Origin of the sequence: Fictibacillus sp. 7GRE50 (genome assembly GCF_015903875.1) — a bacterium.
Taxonomy (GTDB): Bacteria; Bacillota; Bacilli; order Bacillales; family Fictibacillaceae; genus Fictibacillus; species Fictibacillus phosphorivorans.
The window spans coordinates 426,033-440,779 of the sequence record NZ_JACZDW010000002.1; the positions used below are offsets into that span (position 1 = coordinate 426,033).

A 14,747-nucleotide genomic window follows, 5' to 3' on the forward strand; every position below is an offset into this window, starting at 1 on the left:
CTACACCTCCAGTTTGGCTTTTAGGTCAGCTGCCACTTCTAGGATAAGATCCTCTTGTCCACCTACCGCTTTTCGTTTACCTAATTCTATTAAAATATCTCTTGAATCCACACCAAAGCGTTTACCCGCACGTTCTGCATGCAAAAGAAAGCTTGAATAAACACCTGCATACCCCATGGCTAAACTTCCTTTTCGAATTTCCTGTGCACCCGGCAGCATCGGTCCGATCACATCTTCTGCTAGGTCCATCATTTTGTAGAGATCAATACCTGTGTGTATTCCCATGCGCTCAAGTACAGCAAGCAATACCTCTGTTTGCGTATTTCCTGCTCCTGCACCTAAACAACGCACACTTCCATCGATGCGTGTCGCTCCTTCTTCAATCGCAACAAGTGTATTAGCAACAGCTACCGATAGATTGTTATGTGCATGAAATCCGACTTCAATATCAAGTGATCCCCGCAAAGCTGCAATTCGTTCTTTTACTTCGTTCGGCAATAATGCTCCCGCGGAATCCGTTACATACACACCTTGTGCTCCATAAGACTCCATCAACTTTGCTTGTTCGACAAGCTTTTCAACAGGCGCAGAATGAGCCATCATCAAAAACCCCATCACTTCCATACCAAGTTCACGTGCCATATAGATATGTTGAGCGGATACATCAGCTTCTGTCACATGTGTTGCCACACGAACAAGACTCGCTCCTAATCTTCCCGCTTGCTTAAGCTCATGAACCGTTCCAATACCAGGCAGCAAAAGAACAGCAACTTTCGCCTGCTTACACACACCCGCAGCTGTTTCAATCAACTTCATCTCATCTACAAGCGATCTTCCATACTGAAGCGTAGAGCCTCCCAAACCATCACCGTGACTGACTTCAATGTAATGCATACCTGCTTCATCAAGTGCTTTTGCTGCATCATACACTTGCTTTTCTGTGAACTGATGAGCCATCACATGACTGCCATCACGAAGACAGACTTCTGTAAACTTTAGCGGCAACGTGCTATTTCGTTTCATATGCTGTCACCGCCTTATCCAGTTTCCCTTGCCCTAAGTGATGTTTAGCAACCATTTCTCCAGCTTGTTTAGCGGCTGCAGTCATAATATCAAGATTACCGGCATACTTCGGAAAATAGTTGCCAGCTCCCTCTACTTCAACAAAAATAGTGATGCGATTCCCATCAAATAGCAGCTCCTGTTTTAATCTGTATCCAGGAACATAGCTCTGTACCTTTTTCTCCATATCTAAAATAGCCGTTCTAATTTTCTCAACATCAACAAGCTTTACTTCGCAATAAATCGTCGCTCTCATTAAAATCGGAGGATCAGCCGGATTTAAGATAATAATGGCTTTTCCGATATCCGCTCCACCAACTTCCTCGATGCCACGCCGTGTTGTGATTGTAAATTCATCAATATTTGCACGCGTACCTGGACCTGCGCTTAAGGATGAAATCGTTGCTACAATCTCACCATATGAAACGTCAGCAGCTTCATTTATTGCGTGAATCATCGGGATGGTAGCTTGCCCGCCACAAGTAATCATATTGATGTTCTGAGATTGCATATGTTCACCTGAATTAACCGGCGGACACACGAAAGGTCCAACGGCAGCAGGCGTCAGATCGATCACTGTTTTTCCCATTTCTTTTAAAATCTCAGCATGCCGTAAGTGAGCTTTAGCTGAAGTCGCATCAAAAACAATATCAGCTAACTCTGGACGTTCAACAAAGTCATTAATTCCGTTCGTAAATACTCTGTACCCTGCAGAGTTCGCTCGTCTTAGTCCGTCAGAATCTGGATCGATTCCAAACATTGCCGTTAGTTCTAAATAGTCACTTTTTTGAAGCTTGTACATCAGATCCGTACCAATATTCCCAGAACCAATTATGGCTGCTTTCATCTTTTTCAATGTATTAGGTCCTTTCTGCACAGTTTTTAATCCCGAAATGTGATGGTTACTGAACCTAGTTTTCCAAAAGAGGCAGTCACTTCATCGCCTGAATCTATGTCTATCGCAGCAGACAGTGCACCTGGCAGAATTAACTCTCCCGCTTTTAATGAAATGTTGTAGTCTGCTAGTTTATTAGCGAGCCATGCGATGGCATGTGCTGGATGCCCAAGAGCCGCAGCTCCGGCTCCAGTCGCCGTCACTTCACCATTCTTTAAAAGTGTCATGCTCAGTGTACGCAGATCAATTTGGTCCATCTCGTAAAATGGTTTCCCTACAACTGCTCTAGCCGATGAACCGTTGTCAGCGACAGTATCCACAAGCTGAATCTTCCAATCTTCTATTCTGCTATCGATAATTTCAAGTGCCGGCACAATCGCTTCTGTTGCCATCAGTACATCCACGTATGTCACATTCGGCCCCCGTAAGTCTTCTTTTAAAATAAAGCCGATTTCCGCTTCTGCTTTCGGTTTAATAAAATCTTTTCTGCTGAGCACACTGCCAGAGTCAACCTTCATATGATCTAGCAGATGACCGTAATCAGGCTCATCAACCCCAAGCATATTTTGCATCGCTTTACTCGTGAGGCCAACTTTTTTCCCGATTACCACACGACCTTCTTCAAGCTTTCTCTCAACCCACTCAAGCTGAATTTCATATGAATCCTTTATCGACAATTCTGGGAAACGTTTGGATAATGGCTCTACCGGACTTAGCTTCTCTTCTGCTTCTAAAAGTTCTTCCGTTATTCTTGAAATCACTTGCTTTTGCATCTTTACTTCCTCCTTTCTTTTTTTCAAAGAGCAAAACGCGACTGGAGTCCAATCACGTTTAACTAAAAGCTGTATACATACAATTTTACACATGGCACAATCGTAACTTTCAAAGTGTGCTTTAAAAACACGTTGAAGGTAATTGGGTGGGTGCTAACCGTTTGAATCCTCTTTTCAAGACATGCGACGAAAAGTCACTTTCGAAAGTAATTGCTTGTAGACGAAGGAACACCATTGCTTTCTATAGGATTGTTGCTTTTGTTTTTTCTCTCATCATTTGCAAGTTGATTGAAGCGCAAGGTGCGAGACTCCTGCGGGACAGGCGGGCAGGTGAGACACTTAAGAGTGAAACGTACAAATGTGGCTCACCGCCTGCCCCGCGGAAAGCGAGCAGCCTGGAGCGGAAATCAACTACTTTCAAAAACATCTGGAGAGTAAACCACCTTCTATAACTTCATCGTTATCGTCTTAGCCTCTGAATAAAACTCAAAGCTGTGTCTCCCGCCTTCACGCCCGATTCCGCTTGCCTTCGAACCACCAAACGGCGTACGCAGATCTCGTATGTACCAGCAGTTGATCCAAAGCAGGCCAGAATCTACTGCAGTGGAAACACGTTGAGCGCGGCGCAAATCATTCGTCCAAACGACTCCCGCCAACCCGTACTGTGAATCATTTGCAATAGCTATCGCCTCTTCTTCTGTTTTAAACGGTATGACCACAAGCACCGGCCCGAAAATCTCTTCTTGCGCCACACGCCATTTGTTGTTCACATCATATAAAACGGTAGGTTCATAGAAGTTTCCGTTTCCAAGACCCTCAACCCGTTTACCCCCATAAGCGAGTTTGGCACCTTCTTTAATACCAATGTCCACATACTTTTCTACGGTCTCTAAGTGACATTTTGACACGAGTGCACCCATGTCCGTATCTTCCTGTGTCGGGTCGCCTACTTTAATGTTTTTTACAGCATCCACAAACTTGTCCATAAACTGATCATAGATGCTTTCTTGTAAAAGCATACGTGATCCAGCCAGGCAGATTTCCCCTTGATTTCGATAGATCGCATCAATCGATCCTTTAACTGCTTCATCCAGATCCGCATCTTCAAAAACGATGTTTGCTGACTTTCCTCCTAATTCCAGAGAAACTGGAATCAAATTTTCAGCAGCGTTTTTCATAATCGTTTTTCCAGTGTTCGATTCACCCACAAACGAGATGCGGCGGACGTTAGGGTCAGTCGTCATCGCAGCTCCCATCGTGCTTCCTGGTCCAGTGATAATGTTTAGTACACCTGGCGGAAGTCCTGCTTTATTAGCGATGTCCCCAAACATAACAGCAGAAAGCGGTGTGTAAGATGCGGGCTTAACGACAACCGTGTTTCCAGCCGCTAGTGCTGCGGAAGCTTTCCATGTCATCTGCATGAATGGCAGATTCCAAGGGATGATCAGACTTGTAACCCCAGCTGGACTGTATTTGGCATACGACATGATATTGTGTTTGTCATAATGCTCACTCACCATGTACTTGGACATCTCAGCAAAAAAACGGAAATTGGAGGCAGCGCGAGGAATATCAAACCCACGGCTCTCTTTGATCGGTTTTCCTACGTCGAGTGTCTCTACCATCGCAAGTTCATCCACGTTTTCCATAATAAGGTCTGACATTTTACATAAAATTTCGGATCGTTCTTCTACAGGCATCTTGCTCCAGACGCCGCTATCATAGGCACTTTTGGCAGATTGAATCGCTCGTTTCGCATCTTGTTCACTACCGTTTGCAACAAGCGCTAACCTTTCATTTGTTGCTGGGTTGATGGATTCAAAGGTTTCACCCGAAAGTGCATCGACATATTCTCCATCAATGAACAATTTTGCGTTATTCACTTTTACATGTTGCGCGAGGGTTTCTGTTTTCATTTGTTAGTCCCCCTTCTCTTCTTCCACTTCAACAATCATTTCAATTTCGATCGCCGTTCCGCCTGGCAACTGGGCCATGCCAACTGCTGATCGGGCATGCTTTCCTTTCTCGCCAAAAACATCAACAAGAAGATCTGACGCACCGTTAATTACTTTTGGCTGATCGATAAAATCCTCCGTGCAATTCACGAATCCAAGAAGTTTTACAATGCGTTTTACTTTATTTAAACTGCCAAGCTCGTTCTGAACGACTGCCAGCAAATTCAGCATGGATTGGCGAGAAGCGGCATACCCGTCTTCTAAGGATAAGTCTCTTCCTAGTTTGCCGTGGTATTGATCGACACCTTGTCCGGCTGTAAATAGAAGATTACCCACTCTTACACAGCCGACATAGTTCCCTACAGCTCTGCGGACTTCTGGCAGCACGATTCCTAACGCTTCAAGTTTATCCTCCGGTGTTTGAATGACTTGCAACGACTGCACCCCGCTTTCTTTTACCAAGACTTAAAAATTCAGCAGCGTTTCCGCCAAACATCGCTTTACGCTGTTCATCCGTCAGCTCAAGCGTTTCATCCAGGACTTTTCCGGGATTCACTTCACGTAGCAGAAACGGATAATCTGAACCCATAAAGATCTTATCTGAACCGAATCGCTCCATCATATAGCGGATGTTCATCGGATCGTAATTTAATGAATCAAAATAAAACTGCTTTGCATAATGACTTGGGGGATGTGTTGTCAGGCGAAGATGCGGCCACACCTGCCATCCTTGATCAAGACGCGGAATCAAGTAAGGAAACGAACCTCCTCCATGAGCAAAACAGATCTTAAGCCTTGGAAACTTCTCCATCATCCCACTCCAAATTAATGAAGCTGCGGCTAATGCCGTTTCACTCGGCATCCCGATCGTATACATAAAGTTATGGTTTGGCATACGCTCTTTCCCTAGCGTTTCCCACGGATGAATAAAAAGCGGCACTTCCCACTTTTCAGCCATCTCAAAAAATGGAATAAAGTCAGGATGATCGAGGTTCTGTCCATTTATATTTGTTCCAATTTCGATCCCATGAAGGCCAAGGTCATTCATACAGCGGTCCATCTCACGTATCGCCGTTTCTGAATTCTGCATTGGAACCGTTCCTAGACCAGCAAAGCGGTCGGGATATTCATTCACGGTTTTGGCAATAAAATCGTTCTGTATCCTTGCCATCATTTCCGCTTGTTCAGGTGGAGCCCAGTACGAGAATGTAACAGGGATCGGGGATAGCACTTGAATGTCTACCCCTTCACGGTCCATGTCCTGTATTCGTTTTTTCGGATCCCATACTTGGTCAGTTACATCTCTAAAATTTTTCCCGCCTACCATAATGGCTGCGCCGCAAGCACAAGTCCGGTTTAACACCGGCCACCTTTCTCCACCATATTTTTCGGCAAAGTCAGGAAACGACTCTGGAATGATATGTGTGTGAAAGTCAATTCTTAGCACTTCCATTCCTCCACGTTCTCTGGCATCTGATAACCGCAGTCTTTGCATAGACGAACTCGTTCATTGGAGTTAAAACTGTGGATTGCTTCTTTTACTTGTTTCTCAATATCACTCAATTGAACGGTCACGCGATGCATCTCAGAATCACAGCGATCACAGAACCAAACGAAGTCTTCAAGCTCACCTTGTGCACGTTTTCGCTCGATTACGAGACCATACGAATTAGCCACACGATGCGGGGAGTGCGGAACCATTGCTGGAAGCATGAATACGTCTCCTTCTTTTACTTCAACGACTTCACGCTTTCCGTGTTTATTGATGATTTCTACATAACAGCTGCCTTTTATCTGATAAAAAAATTCATCTGAAGGATCAACATGAAAATCACGTCGCTTATTAGGCCCGCCTAAAATCATGGCGATAAATTCGGAATCCTGCCAGATTACTTTGTTATTTACAGGTGGCTTGAGCAAGTCTTTGTTTTCGTCGATCCATTTTAATAAATTAAACGATTTTAAAGTTGCTGTTGTACTCATCTGAGTTCCTCCTTTTATTTAGCGAGCTTAGGCTTGTCTGCTACAAGGTCATGTGTGACTGAGAGAGCATCCTCAACCATCGAAAATTTTGCGTTTCTTTTATATCCGTTGTAGAAGATCGCTCTCTTACGGATCGGATCTCCCGTATAATAGCGCTCATATTGTACGAGGCGCTGGCCGAATGCTTCTCCACAGAGATCCCAAGCCAGTTTAAAAAGCTTAACGCGCTCTAATGAATCAACACCTTCACGACCTAAATAATATTTATCAATCTCACTTCGAATTTCTGGAGCATTAAAGTCGTTGCCTGTCGGTGACATAAGAAGCCCGCCTGCTCCAATAATCTGAATCACTTCAATCGCTCTAGGATACATTTTAGGAAGCATTCCTCTTATTGTTTCTAGCGCGGCTGCATTTGGCATCACTTCACCAGATGCTGTCGTTTCATACTCATATTCAGCTACTCTCAATAATGAGCGGATTACTTCCACGTTCTGTACGAGTTCACCCAAGTCGTTCTGTACATTCAGATATCCATCGACACCAATTGAGTCTGCTAGTTTACAAGCGACTTCTGTAGCAAATGCTAGTTTCACATATCCTCTTACACCAGACTGATGAGCAGGCTGCTGAGCGATCCCAGTCTTAGGATAAAGAAGATTAGCTGCCTCCACATTGTTATAAAGAAAGACACGATCCCACGGTACAAGAACATCATCAAAGACAAGCAATGCATCCATCTCTTCAAAACGGGATGCTAACGGATGATCGAACTGCGAACGTTTTCCATCTTGCATAGGTTCACGGCAAAGCAATTTAAGTCCAGGCGTGTCCACAGGAACTGCAAAAGCTAGAGCATAACGTTCATCACCAGGCGCAAATCCTGGGAATGAATAGATGATGACTTCGTCAGTAATCGGCGCTAATGTAGCGAGCATTTTGGCTCCCCTAACGATTAAACCATCAGGTGTTTCTTCAACAGCACCTAAATGTGTATACATATCTTTTTGTCCATGAGAATTCTTGCTGCGGTCATTTTGAGGGTTGATGATGGCGTGCGTTAAAAACAGATCGTTGGTCTTCAAGTAGTTGTAGTAGTTCTTAATATTCAGCGACCATTCGGGATTATATTGATCGAGGAACCATCCGTTATTGGCCATACCTGTCACTACCACGTTAAGAAAATCGGGTGTTCTCCCCATCAATCCGAAGGTGGACCTTGCATAGATCTCAAACAGCTGACTTCTTGCCATCATCTCTTCATAAGTTGTAGGGTGAAGAAATGAATTGTTGACTCGTTCTCCTGTCTCTTTACAAATATGAGTGATGTCATTTTGATATTTTGGATCATGTTGCATATCGTACAATTTGGCGATCTCAGCTATCGGTTGTTTAAAAACAGGTTCGTTTACAATGTCTGCAACTCTCCTGCCTTCCATCCAAATCTCAGGTGAACGTGACTTGAGCCCATCTATATATTGAGCACCTGTTCGAATTCCCATCCAATCTGCCTCCTCTATTAAAGATATGTGAATTTGTTTCCACTATAAAAGAAAGCGCTTTCAATTTACTACCACGAAATTTCACATTATGAAATCGTCAGAAAATTTTATTAATTATTCTCACTAAAATCAAATATTCAATATGCTCTGAGGTGCAATGTTCGAAGAAGCTATTAGCTGAATGAATAGACATTTGGAGTAAATGTGGAAGAATTTTATATACCGTGTAGCGGATAGAAGGATAACATTATTATAGAACGCTTATATAGCCTAATTCTTTTGAGATAGACTCTGCTGTTTTTACAACATGACGAATCATAGATTGAGTATCCTGCCCGACCATATAGGATACAGGTCCTACCATGTTAAGAGCAGCAATAATTTGTCCTGTATAAGACTTAATCGGGGCAGCAATCCCATATAAGCCCATCTCATTTTCATTGTTACTGATGGCATATCCATTTGAACGAATAACTTCAAACTCATTCTTTAATTTTTCAACACATGTAATCGTATTTGGAGCTCGGCGAAGCAAGCCTCTTGAGATGGTCGGCTTAATCATGGAAGGATTGAATGCAAGCAATACTTTACCTGTGCTTGTACAATAGGCAGGTTTTGTATCACCTATAAAAGTAGGAACTGAAACTGAATTTGAAGAAGCTACTCTGAGAACAAAGCGGACTTCTCCACGATCAAGCATTCCTATATGTACAGTCGCATTAAACCTTCTTACAAGGCCTTCACATAGTGGAAGTGCTTCTGTGTTGATATCTTGCTGATACATCACGTGGTTGCTCCATTCTAGCAATTTCCATCCTAATCTATATTTTTTCTGGCTGTCTTGAATCAATATGCCCTCTGAGCACAGTGTACGAACTAAGTGATGTACTGTGCTTGCATTCATGTTTAACTTTTCTGCAATCTGCAAGTTTCCTAACGCGGGTTCATCTTTGGTGAAACAATTTAATATCCTTGAAATTTTTTGAACAGATGAAATCACAATTTCTCCTCCTCAAACGAGTTTGATACAGATGAAATCACTAAAATATATTTCGTATAGTACGTAAAATTTAAAGGATAGTTTTTCTTCTGTAACGAAGATGTATAAACAATAGGAGTTTATGAGATTATGAATGATTTCGTTGCTCTCTGCCCAAATACCTACATAATTTTCATAATTTAATGAAAAAAATGTAAACTGCATATGGCATTTAGTCTATATTTCAATTACTATATGTAGTATAAATACTTTTATATATCAAATGATTACTGATTCAGTTCTTTATTCTTTCCATGATTTTAATGGTGAAAGAGGTGCGAGCGGTGGACATAACAGAAAGTCTAGTCACTTATATGGATGATAACTTGCCTACATACTTACATGAATGGCACCAGAGAATCGTGATATCGAATCATGATGTACATAAAGAAAAAGTGATAGAGAATGCCTTACATATGGTTGAGCTCGTTAAACAATCCTTACGAGGCGAGCTATCTCCTGAAAAAATTATGCACCTCGCACATGAAGTAGCGCTTCAACGGTTAGAAGCCAAGATTAATATTGGTGAATTTGTTTATAATGTGAACCTTGGACGAAGTGAAATCGTCCGTTTCGTGACGGGCTCTGGCATATCCATTGAACAGCTTCAGCCTGTAATTGAAACGATCAATTCACTTTTTGATGAGTTTTTATATCACGCGGTTAAGAAGTATACACAGTTGAAAGATATCGAGATTGAGGAAAAAACAGAATTCATCGATCAAAGTCACAAAGAACGTTTAACCATTTTGGGGCAGATGTCATCTAGCTTTGTACATGAGTTCAGAAATCCGTTAACAGCTGTTATGGGATTTGTAAAACTCATGCAGCAAGAAAATCCAAACATGAAATACATTGATATCATCAGTCATGAATTAACTCAATTAAACTTTCGAATCTCTCAATTTCTTCATGCCTCTAGAAAAGGGGTTCAAGAACGTGAAGCGGAGGATTTTGCTTTAGAAGATTTATTCACGGATATCTTAGATTTTATGTATCCAAGTTTAGTCGATGCAGATGTTACGGTTATTCCGCGTGTTGATCCTACGATTACTTTGCGGGCACACAAGGATGAGTTGAAACAAGTTTTGCTTAATCTCATCATGAACTCGATCGATGCGTTGCGCCAGATGAAACAGAATCGCCGAATCATGATCTTTAGCAAGATCGAAAATAACGATAACGTACATATCACCATTTCTAATAATGGCCCAGCTATTCCACCTGAAACAATCAGTACAATCTTCGAGCCCTTTTTTACTACAAAAGAATTGGGGACAGGTATAGGACTATTTGTGTGTAAAAAAATTATTGAAAAACACAATGGTTCCATCAGTTGTTCATCCGATGATAACATAACGACCTTCACCATCGTACTTCCTCTTCAAGGTACTATGCAGGAAGAAGAGACTTCTCAAATAGAAATATAGAAAGGAACTTGGAAAACGTCCAAGTTCCTCTTTAATATAGAAAAAGAATTTTCCACTAGCAAATACTACCGCATAAACCCTTAGTGCATCTCTTCACGATATAAAGGCATTGAACAGCAGCGGAAAGATCCACCTGATTTTATGATCTCAGAAATGTCCACTTCGAGTATTTCATAACCTCTTTCACGAAGCGCCCTATTTACGTTTTCATTAATAGGAAGACTCAAAACCTTTTTGTTTCCTATTGATAACACGTTCGTACCCAACGTAAATTGTTCTTCTTTCTCTACTTCAATCACATTAAACGTAGAAGCAAGCATCTGATAGTCTTTTTCTTCGAAAGCTGGTTTGTAAATCAGAGCATCTTTTTCAGACAAAATGTTAAATACACAATCTAAATGTAGATAGATAGGATCAAATGGAACTGCTACGACATTCATATGAGGAACCTGTGATTGAAGTTCTTGAATGGTTTCCTCAGACGTTCTTCCACTCACCCCGATATAAACGGTATCACCATGGACGATTACGTCTCCACCTTCAATCCTGTCTCCTTCGATCAATGAAAGATTGATCTGGTGTTCTAACAACCAGTTTCGCAAGACCTTCTCTTCACCATCTCTAATGTTGCTTCCCATCCGGGAAACGAAGACGGTTTCACCGATCGTAAACCCTATATCGCGAGTGAAAACTTGTTCTGGGAACTTTTCCATCGCAGGAAGCTTATAAACGTCTACACCATTTTTTTTCATCGTATCTACGAAGAGTTGATGCTGTTTCATCGCTCGTTTCATGTTGATGTTATCTTTAGCAAAATGGCGCTGTGTTTCATTAATAATTTCATCGATCTTCATATATCTCGGTTCACACACAATTACTTTTTTTAATGTGCCGTATTCACTATCACAGTTCACGTATTTGTATTCTCCTTTTATTACGGTAGCCATCTATAATCCTCCATGCGCTCATAAGGTATTTATAAGGCTCTTCCCTAAATCAATAGTCCCGTAAACGTTTTTTGCATCTTTCATTAGTTTATTTATATTTTTTCCAAAAATAGCTAAAAGTTAACTTCTTTTAAAAATATTTAGGAAAATACAACAAAACAGCTGACTCAAAGGTACCCTAAGTAAGTACCTTTTAGAATCAGCTGTTATTATTTATTTCCACCATTCATCATGAAGAGATGCGGGAAGCTGTCTTTTATGTTCAGTTTGAAGATAACGTTCTTCAATTCGCTTTGCTGTTTGATCAGCAACGACTTTTCCTTCTAGATAATCGTCTAATTCATCGTACGTTATACCTAATTCTGTTTCATCGGCTTGCTGTGGTTTTTCATCTAATAGGTCAGCCGTTGGTTGTTTGACAAACAATTTTTCTGGCGCTCCTAATTCTTTTAACAGCATTTTACCTTGACGCTTTGTTAAACCGGCGAGTGGAAGGATATCTGCCCCTCCATCTCCATATTTCGTAAAAAATCCCGTTATCGCTTCAGCGGCGTGATCTGTTCCTATCACTAATAAGTTTGCCTGACCAGCTACAGCATACTGTGTGATCATCCTTACTCTTGCTTTGACATTTCCTTTATTAAAATCAGAAAGCGGCTGTGAAACATACGTTTTATAGTTTTTTGAAAAAACATCTACTGTTTCTTTAACATTGAAAGAAATTCGTTCATCAGGGTTAATAAATGACAGTGCAAGCTCAGCATCCTCTTCATCTCTTTGTGTTCCGTATGGCAGGCGAACGGCAACAAATTTCACGATGTAACCTGATTCTCTTAGCTCTTCTACTGCGACCTGTGCCAGTCGCCCTGCTAATGTAGAGTCTTGGCCACCACTTATCCCTAGGACGAAACCTTTTGCTTTTGATTGAACAAGGTATTGTTTTAAGAAGTTTAATCTGTTTCGTATTTCAGTCGAAGCTACTATATTTGATTTTGTATGGAGATCACTCATAATTCTTAACTGCAAAGACATTAATCATTCCTCCTATCACTTGTACAGATCATGTTTTTTTATATATTCGTAACAAGCGTCAGGCAACAGATATCTTGGCTCGCCACCTTTAGAAAATTCATCACGGATATAAGTGCTGCTGATTTCCATAGACAGTCCTTTATCGATCAGATGAAATTTTGTACCATCATCATGATTTCTTAGGATTGGAGAGCGAGAGATCGTTTTCACCATATTGATCTCGTCCCTTGCCATCACAATAAACTTATTGTTTGAGATTAACTCTTGGTCATACTTCCACTTACCATCTGCAATATCAACCAACAGATCTGCTCCCATAATGAAGTACACTTCATCATCAGGATATTTTTCTTTAAAATGTTCCATCGTGTAATACGTGTATACTTCCCAAGCTTCTTGAAGCATTTCATGATCATCCGCTATAAATGTATGATTATTAGATATTGCGAGTTGAAGCATCTCCCAGCGATGAGCATCTGAGGTTTTCATCGTTTTATCTTTTCGTTTACTTGAGCATGGTAGAAAAATCACTTTATCTAGTTTACAGCGATGTGCAACAGTACTTGCTGTCCATAGATGTACATTCGTTATCGGGTCAAAAGATGATCCATAGATTCCAATCTTACCCATTGTGAGGTTCTCCTTTTTCCATGACTAACATAACTTTTGTTTGTACTTCCTGTATGTTCTTCATCTTGTTATCCCAGCATTCTTGACTAAGGTCAACAGGATATTCTTCCGGATGCATCGTGCGTTTGTATTCGTCCCATAGCACTTCAAGGTTTTCTTTTGCAAAGAGCTGTATCTCTTTAAGAGTGGGAGTTTCGTAGACTACATTACCTTCTACAAAAATATCTTGATGAAGCTCTTTCGCTTTAAAGTTTGTTACAAATTTACTGATAAACGTATGAACAGGATGAAACATTTTGAGTCTAGGTTCTTCTTGAGGCGTTTCATTGTCCAGTGCAATATAGTCGCCTTCAGATTTATTATTCAATGTATTAATGATTCGATAAACTTTTTTCAAACCAGGAGTCGTTACCTTTTCAGGATTTCCGCTGATTTTGATCGTGTCTACCATATTTCCTTGTTCGTCTTCAATTGAGACGAGTTTGTAGACCGCTCCTAAAGCTGGCTGGTCATAAGCAGTGATTAGTTTTGTACCGATTCCCCAAGAATCTATTTTTGCACCTTGGGCTTTTAGATTAATAATCGTATTCTCATCTAGATCATTTGAAGCAATAATCTTAGTATCTGTGAATCCTGCCTCGTCAAGCATCTTTCTAGCCTCTTTTGAAAGGTAAGCAAGATCTCCACTATCTAAACGAATTCCCTTAAAGTTGATCTTGTTTCCTAATTCTTTGGCAACCTTAATCGCTGTAGGTACTCCAGATCGCAATGTATCATACGTATCGACTAAAAACACACAGTCTTTGTGACGTCGAGCATATTTATGGAAAGCTGTGTATTCATCACGGTACGTTTGGACGAGAGCATGAGCGTGAGTACCTGCAACAGGTATACCGAACCGTTTTCCTGCTCTAACATTAGAAGTAGCTTCAAAACCACCGATAAACGCGGCTCTCGTTCCCCAAATCGCTGCATCCAACTCTTGTGCTCTGCGTGTTCCAAATTCCATCACTCGTTCTTCTCCAACTACTTGTTTAATGCGGGATGCTTTTGTAGCGATGAGTGTCTGATAGTTTACGATATTCAAGATAGCTGTTTCAATTAGCTGTGCCTCTGCTAATGGTGCTTCTATTCGTATGATAGGTTCGTTCGCAAAGACCAGTTCTCCCTCAACCATTGAGCGAACAGTACCCGTAAATTTCACTTGCTGCAGATACTCCAAATAATCTTCTCCGTACCCTAGTTCCTCTTGAAGGTAATCAATATCAGTTGTTGTAAACTTAAAGTTCTTCAAATAATCTATAATTCTTTCTAATCCAGCGAATACAGCATAACCGTTCCCGAAAGGAAGTTTACGAAAGAAGACTTCAAATACAGCCTTTTTATTATGAATGTTGTCCTCCCAGTATGTTTCCGCCATATTAATCTGGTAAAGATCTGTGTGGAGCGTTAAGCTATCATCAGCATATTGATTGTTCATTTTCATTACCTCCAAGTGA

General features: G+C 41.1%; 14 protein-coding genes. 1 reads left to right on the top strand and 13 read right to left on the bottom strand.

The window, feature by feature from the left end:
* The 9 genes from dmpG to IHV12_RS09395 form a co-directional block, all read right to left on the bottom strand.
* Positions 1–1,023, bottom strand: a complete 1,023-nt coding sequence (dmpG, locus tag IHV12_RS09355; protein ID WP_197190686.1) for a 4-hydroxy-2-oxovalerate aldolase — start codon at positions 1,021–1,023, stop codon at positions 1–3.
* A complete protein-coding gene (locus tag IHV12_RS09360) occupies positions 1,010–1,918 on the bottom strand; it encodes an acetaldehyde dehydrogenase (acetylating) (RefSeq protein ID WP_197190899.1) in 909 nt (302 codons plus the stop codon). Before IHV12_RS09360 ends, dmpG begins: the two co-directional genes overlap by 14 nt.
* A 26-nt stretch (positions 1,919–1,944) precedes the next feature.
* Positions 1,945–2,730 (bottom strand): 2-keto-4-pentenoate hydratase, encoded by a 786-nt coding sequence (locus IHV12_RS09365; protein WP_197190687.1) that lies wholly within the window; start codon positions 2,728–2,730, stop codon positions 1,945–1,947.
* Positions 2,731–3,176: 446 nt separating this feature from the next.
* The gene (locus IHV12_RS09370) at positions 3,177–4,646 is read right to left on the bottom strand and encodes an aldehyde dehydrogenase (protein WP_197190688.1); all 1,470 of its coding nucleotides are present in this window, start codon (positions 4,644–4,646) and stop codon (positions 3,177–3,179) included.
* Between the two features lie 3 nt (positions 4,647–4,649).
* Entirely contained in the window at positions 4,650–5,120 is a 471-nt protein-coding gene (locus tag IHV12_RS09375) for a RidA family protein (RefSeq protein ID WP_197190689.1), read from the bottom strand.
* Positions 5,092–6,138, bottom strand: coding sequence for an amidohydrolase family protein (locus IHV12_RS09380; RefSeq protein ID WP_197190900.1), 1,047 nt, complete (start codon positions 6,136–6,138; stop codon positions 5,092–5,094). Before IHV12_RS09380 ends, IHV12_RS09375 begins: the two co-directional genes overlap by 29 nt.
* On the bottom strand, positions 6,126–6,668 hold the full coding sequence (gene nbaC, locus IHV12_RS09385; protein ID WP_197190690.1) for a 3-hydroxyanthranilate 3,4-dioxygenase: 543 nt from the start codon (positions 6,666–6,668) through the stop codon (positions 6,126–6,128). Before nbaC ends, IHV12_RS09380 begins: the two co-directional genes overlap by 13 nt.
* Positions 6,669–6,682: 14 nt before the next feature.
* Positions 6,683–8,170, bottom strand: a complete 1,488-nt coding sequence (locus IHV12_RS09390; RefSeq protein WP_197190691.1) for a 4-hydroxyphenylacetate 3-hydroxylase family protein — start codon at positions 8,168–8,170, stop codon at positions 6,683–6,685.
* A 250-nt stretch (positions 8,171–8,420) separates the two neighbouring features.
* The gene (locus tag IHV12_RS09395; RefSeq protein ID WP_197127057.1) at positions 8,421–9,170 is read right to left on the bottom strand and encodes an IclR family transcriptional regulator; all 750 of its coding nucleotides are present in this window, start codon (positions 9,168–9,170) and stop codon (positions 8,421–8,423) included.
* Positions 9,171–9,493: 323 nt separating this feature from the next.
* On the opposite strand from IHV12_RS09395, the gene IHV12_RS09400 reads away from it, so the two are divergent.
* A complete protein-coding gene (locus IHV12_RS09400; RefSeq protein WP_370568790.1) occupies positions 9,494–10,639 on the top strand; it encodes a histidine kinase N-terminal domain-containing protein in 1,146 nt (381 codons plus the stop codon).
* Between the two features lie 80 nt (positions 10,640–10,719).
* On the opposite strand, the gene IHV12_RS09405 is transcribed toward IHV12_RS09400, so the two are convergent.
* The 4 genes from IHV12_RS09405 to IHV12_RS09420 all read right to left on the bottom strand — a co-directional run bounded on the left by IHV12_RS09405 (position 10,720) and on the right by IHV12_RS09420 (position 14,728).
* Complete coding sequence (locus IHV12_RS09405; RefSeq protein WP_197127055.1) at positions 10,720–11,586, bottom strand: dimethylarginine dimethylaminohydrolase family protein; 867 nt, start codon at positions 11,584–11,586, stop codon at positions 10,720–10,722.
* Positions 11,587–11,799: 213 nt separating this feature from the next.
* Positions 11,800–12,618, bottom strand: coding sequence for an ammonia-dependent NAD(+) synthetase (gene nadE, locus IHV12_RS09410; protein ID WP_197190692.1), 819 nt, complete (start codon positions 12,616–12,618; stop codon positions 11,800–11,802).
* Positions 12,619–12,633: 15 nt separating this feature from the next.
* The gene (nadD, locus tag IHV12_RS09415; protein ID WP_197127053.1) at positions 12,634–13,248 is read right to left on the bottom strand and encodes a nicotinate (nicotinamide) nucleotide adenylyltransferase; all 615 of its coding nucleotides are present in this window, start codon (positions 13,246–13,248) and stop codon (positions 12,634–12,636) included.
* Positions 13,241–14,728, bottom strand: a complete 1,488-nt coding sequence (locus tag IHV12_RS09420) for a nicotinate phosphoribosyltransferase (protein WP_197190693.1) — start codon at positions 14,726–14,728, stop codon at positions 13,241–13,243. The genes nadD and IHV12_RS09420 overlap by 8 nt, the downstream gene beginning before the upstream one ends.
* Positions 14,729–14,747: the final 19 nt, after the last annotated feature.

Excerpts from the sequence above, each read along its gene's own strand:
- IHV12_RS09390 (WP_197190691.1), bottom strand. The coding sequence starts at position 8,170 with ATGGGAATTCGAACAGGTGCTCAATATATAGATGGGCTCAAGTCACGT.
- IHV12_RS09380 (WP_197190900.1), bottom strand. The coding sequence starts at position 6,138 with ATGGAAGTGCTAAGAATTGACTTTCACACACATATCATTCCAGAGTCG.
- nadD (WP_197127053.1), bottom strand. The coding sequence starts at position 13,248 with ATGGGTAAGATTGGAATCTATGGATCATCTTTTGACCCGATAACGAAT.
- dmpG (WP_197190686.1), bottom strand. The coding sequence starts at position 1,023 with ATGAAACGAAATAGCACGTTGCCGCTAAAGTTTACAGAAGTCTGTCTT.
- IHV12_RS09365 (WP_197190687.1), bottom strand. The coding sequence starts at position 2,730 with ATGCAAAAGCAAGTGATTTCAAGAATAACGGAAGAACTTTTAGAAGCA.
- IHV12_RS09405 (WP_197127055.1), bottom strand. The coding sequence starts at position 11,586 with ATGGCTACCGTAATAAAAGGAGAATACAAATACGTGAACTGTGATAGT.
- nadE (WP_197190692.1), bottom strand. The coding sequence starts at position 12,618 with ATGTCTTTGCAGTTAAGAATTATGAGTGATCTCCATACAAAATCAAAT.
- IHV12_RS09370 (WP_197190688.1), bottom strand. The coding sequence starts at position 4,646 with ATGAAAACAGAAACCCTCGCGCAACATGTAAAAGTGAATAACGCAAAA.
- IHV12_RS09420 (WP_197190693.1), bottom strand. The coding sequence starts at position 14,728 with ATGAACAATCAATATGCTGATGATAGCTTAACGCTCCACACAGATCTT.
- nbaC (WP_197190690.1), bottom strand. The coding sequence starts at position 6,668 with ATGAGTACAACAGCAACTTTAAAATCGTTTAATTTATTAAAATGGATC.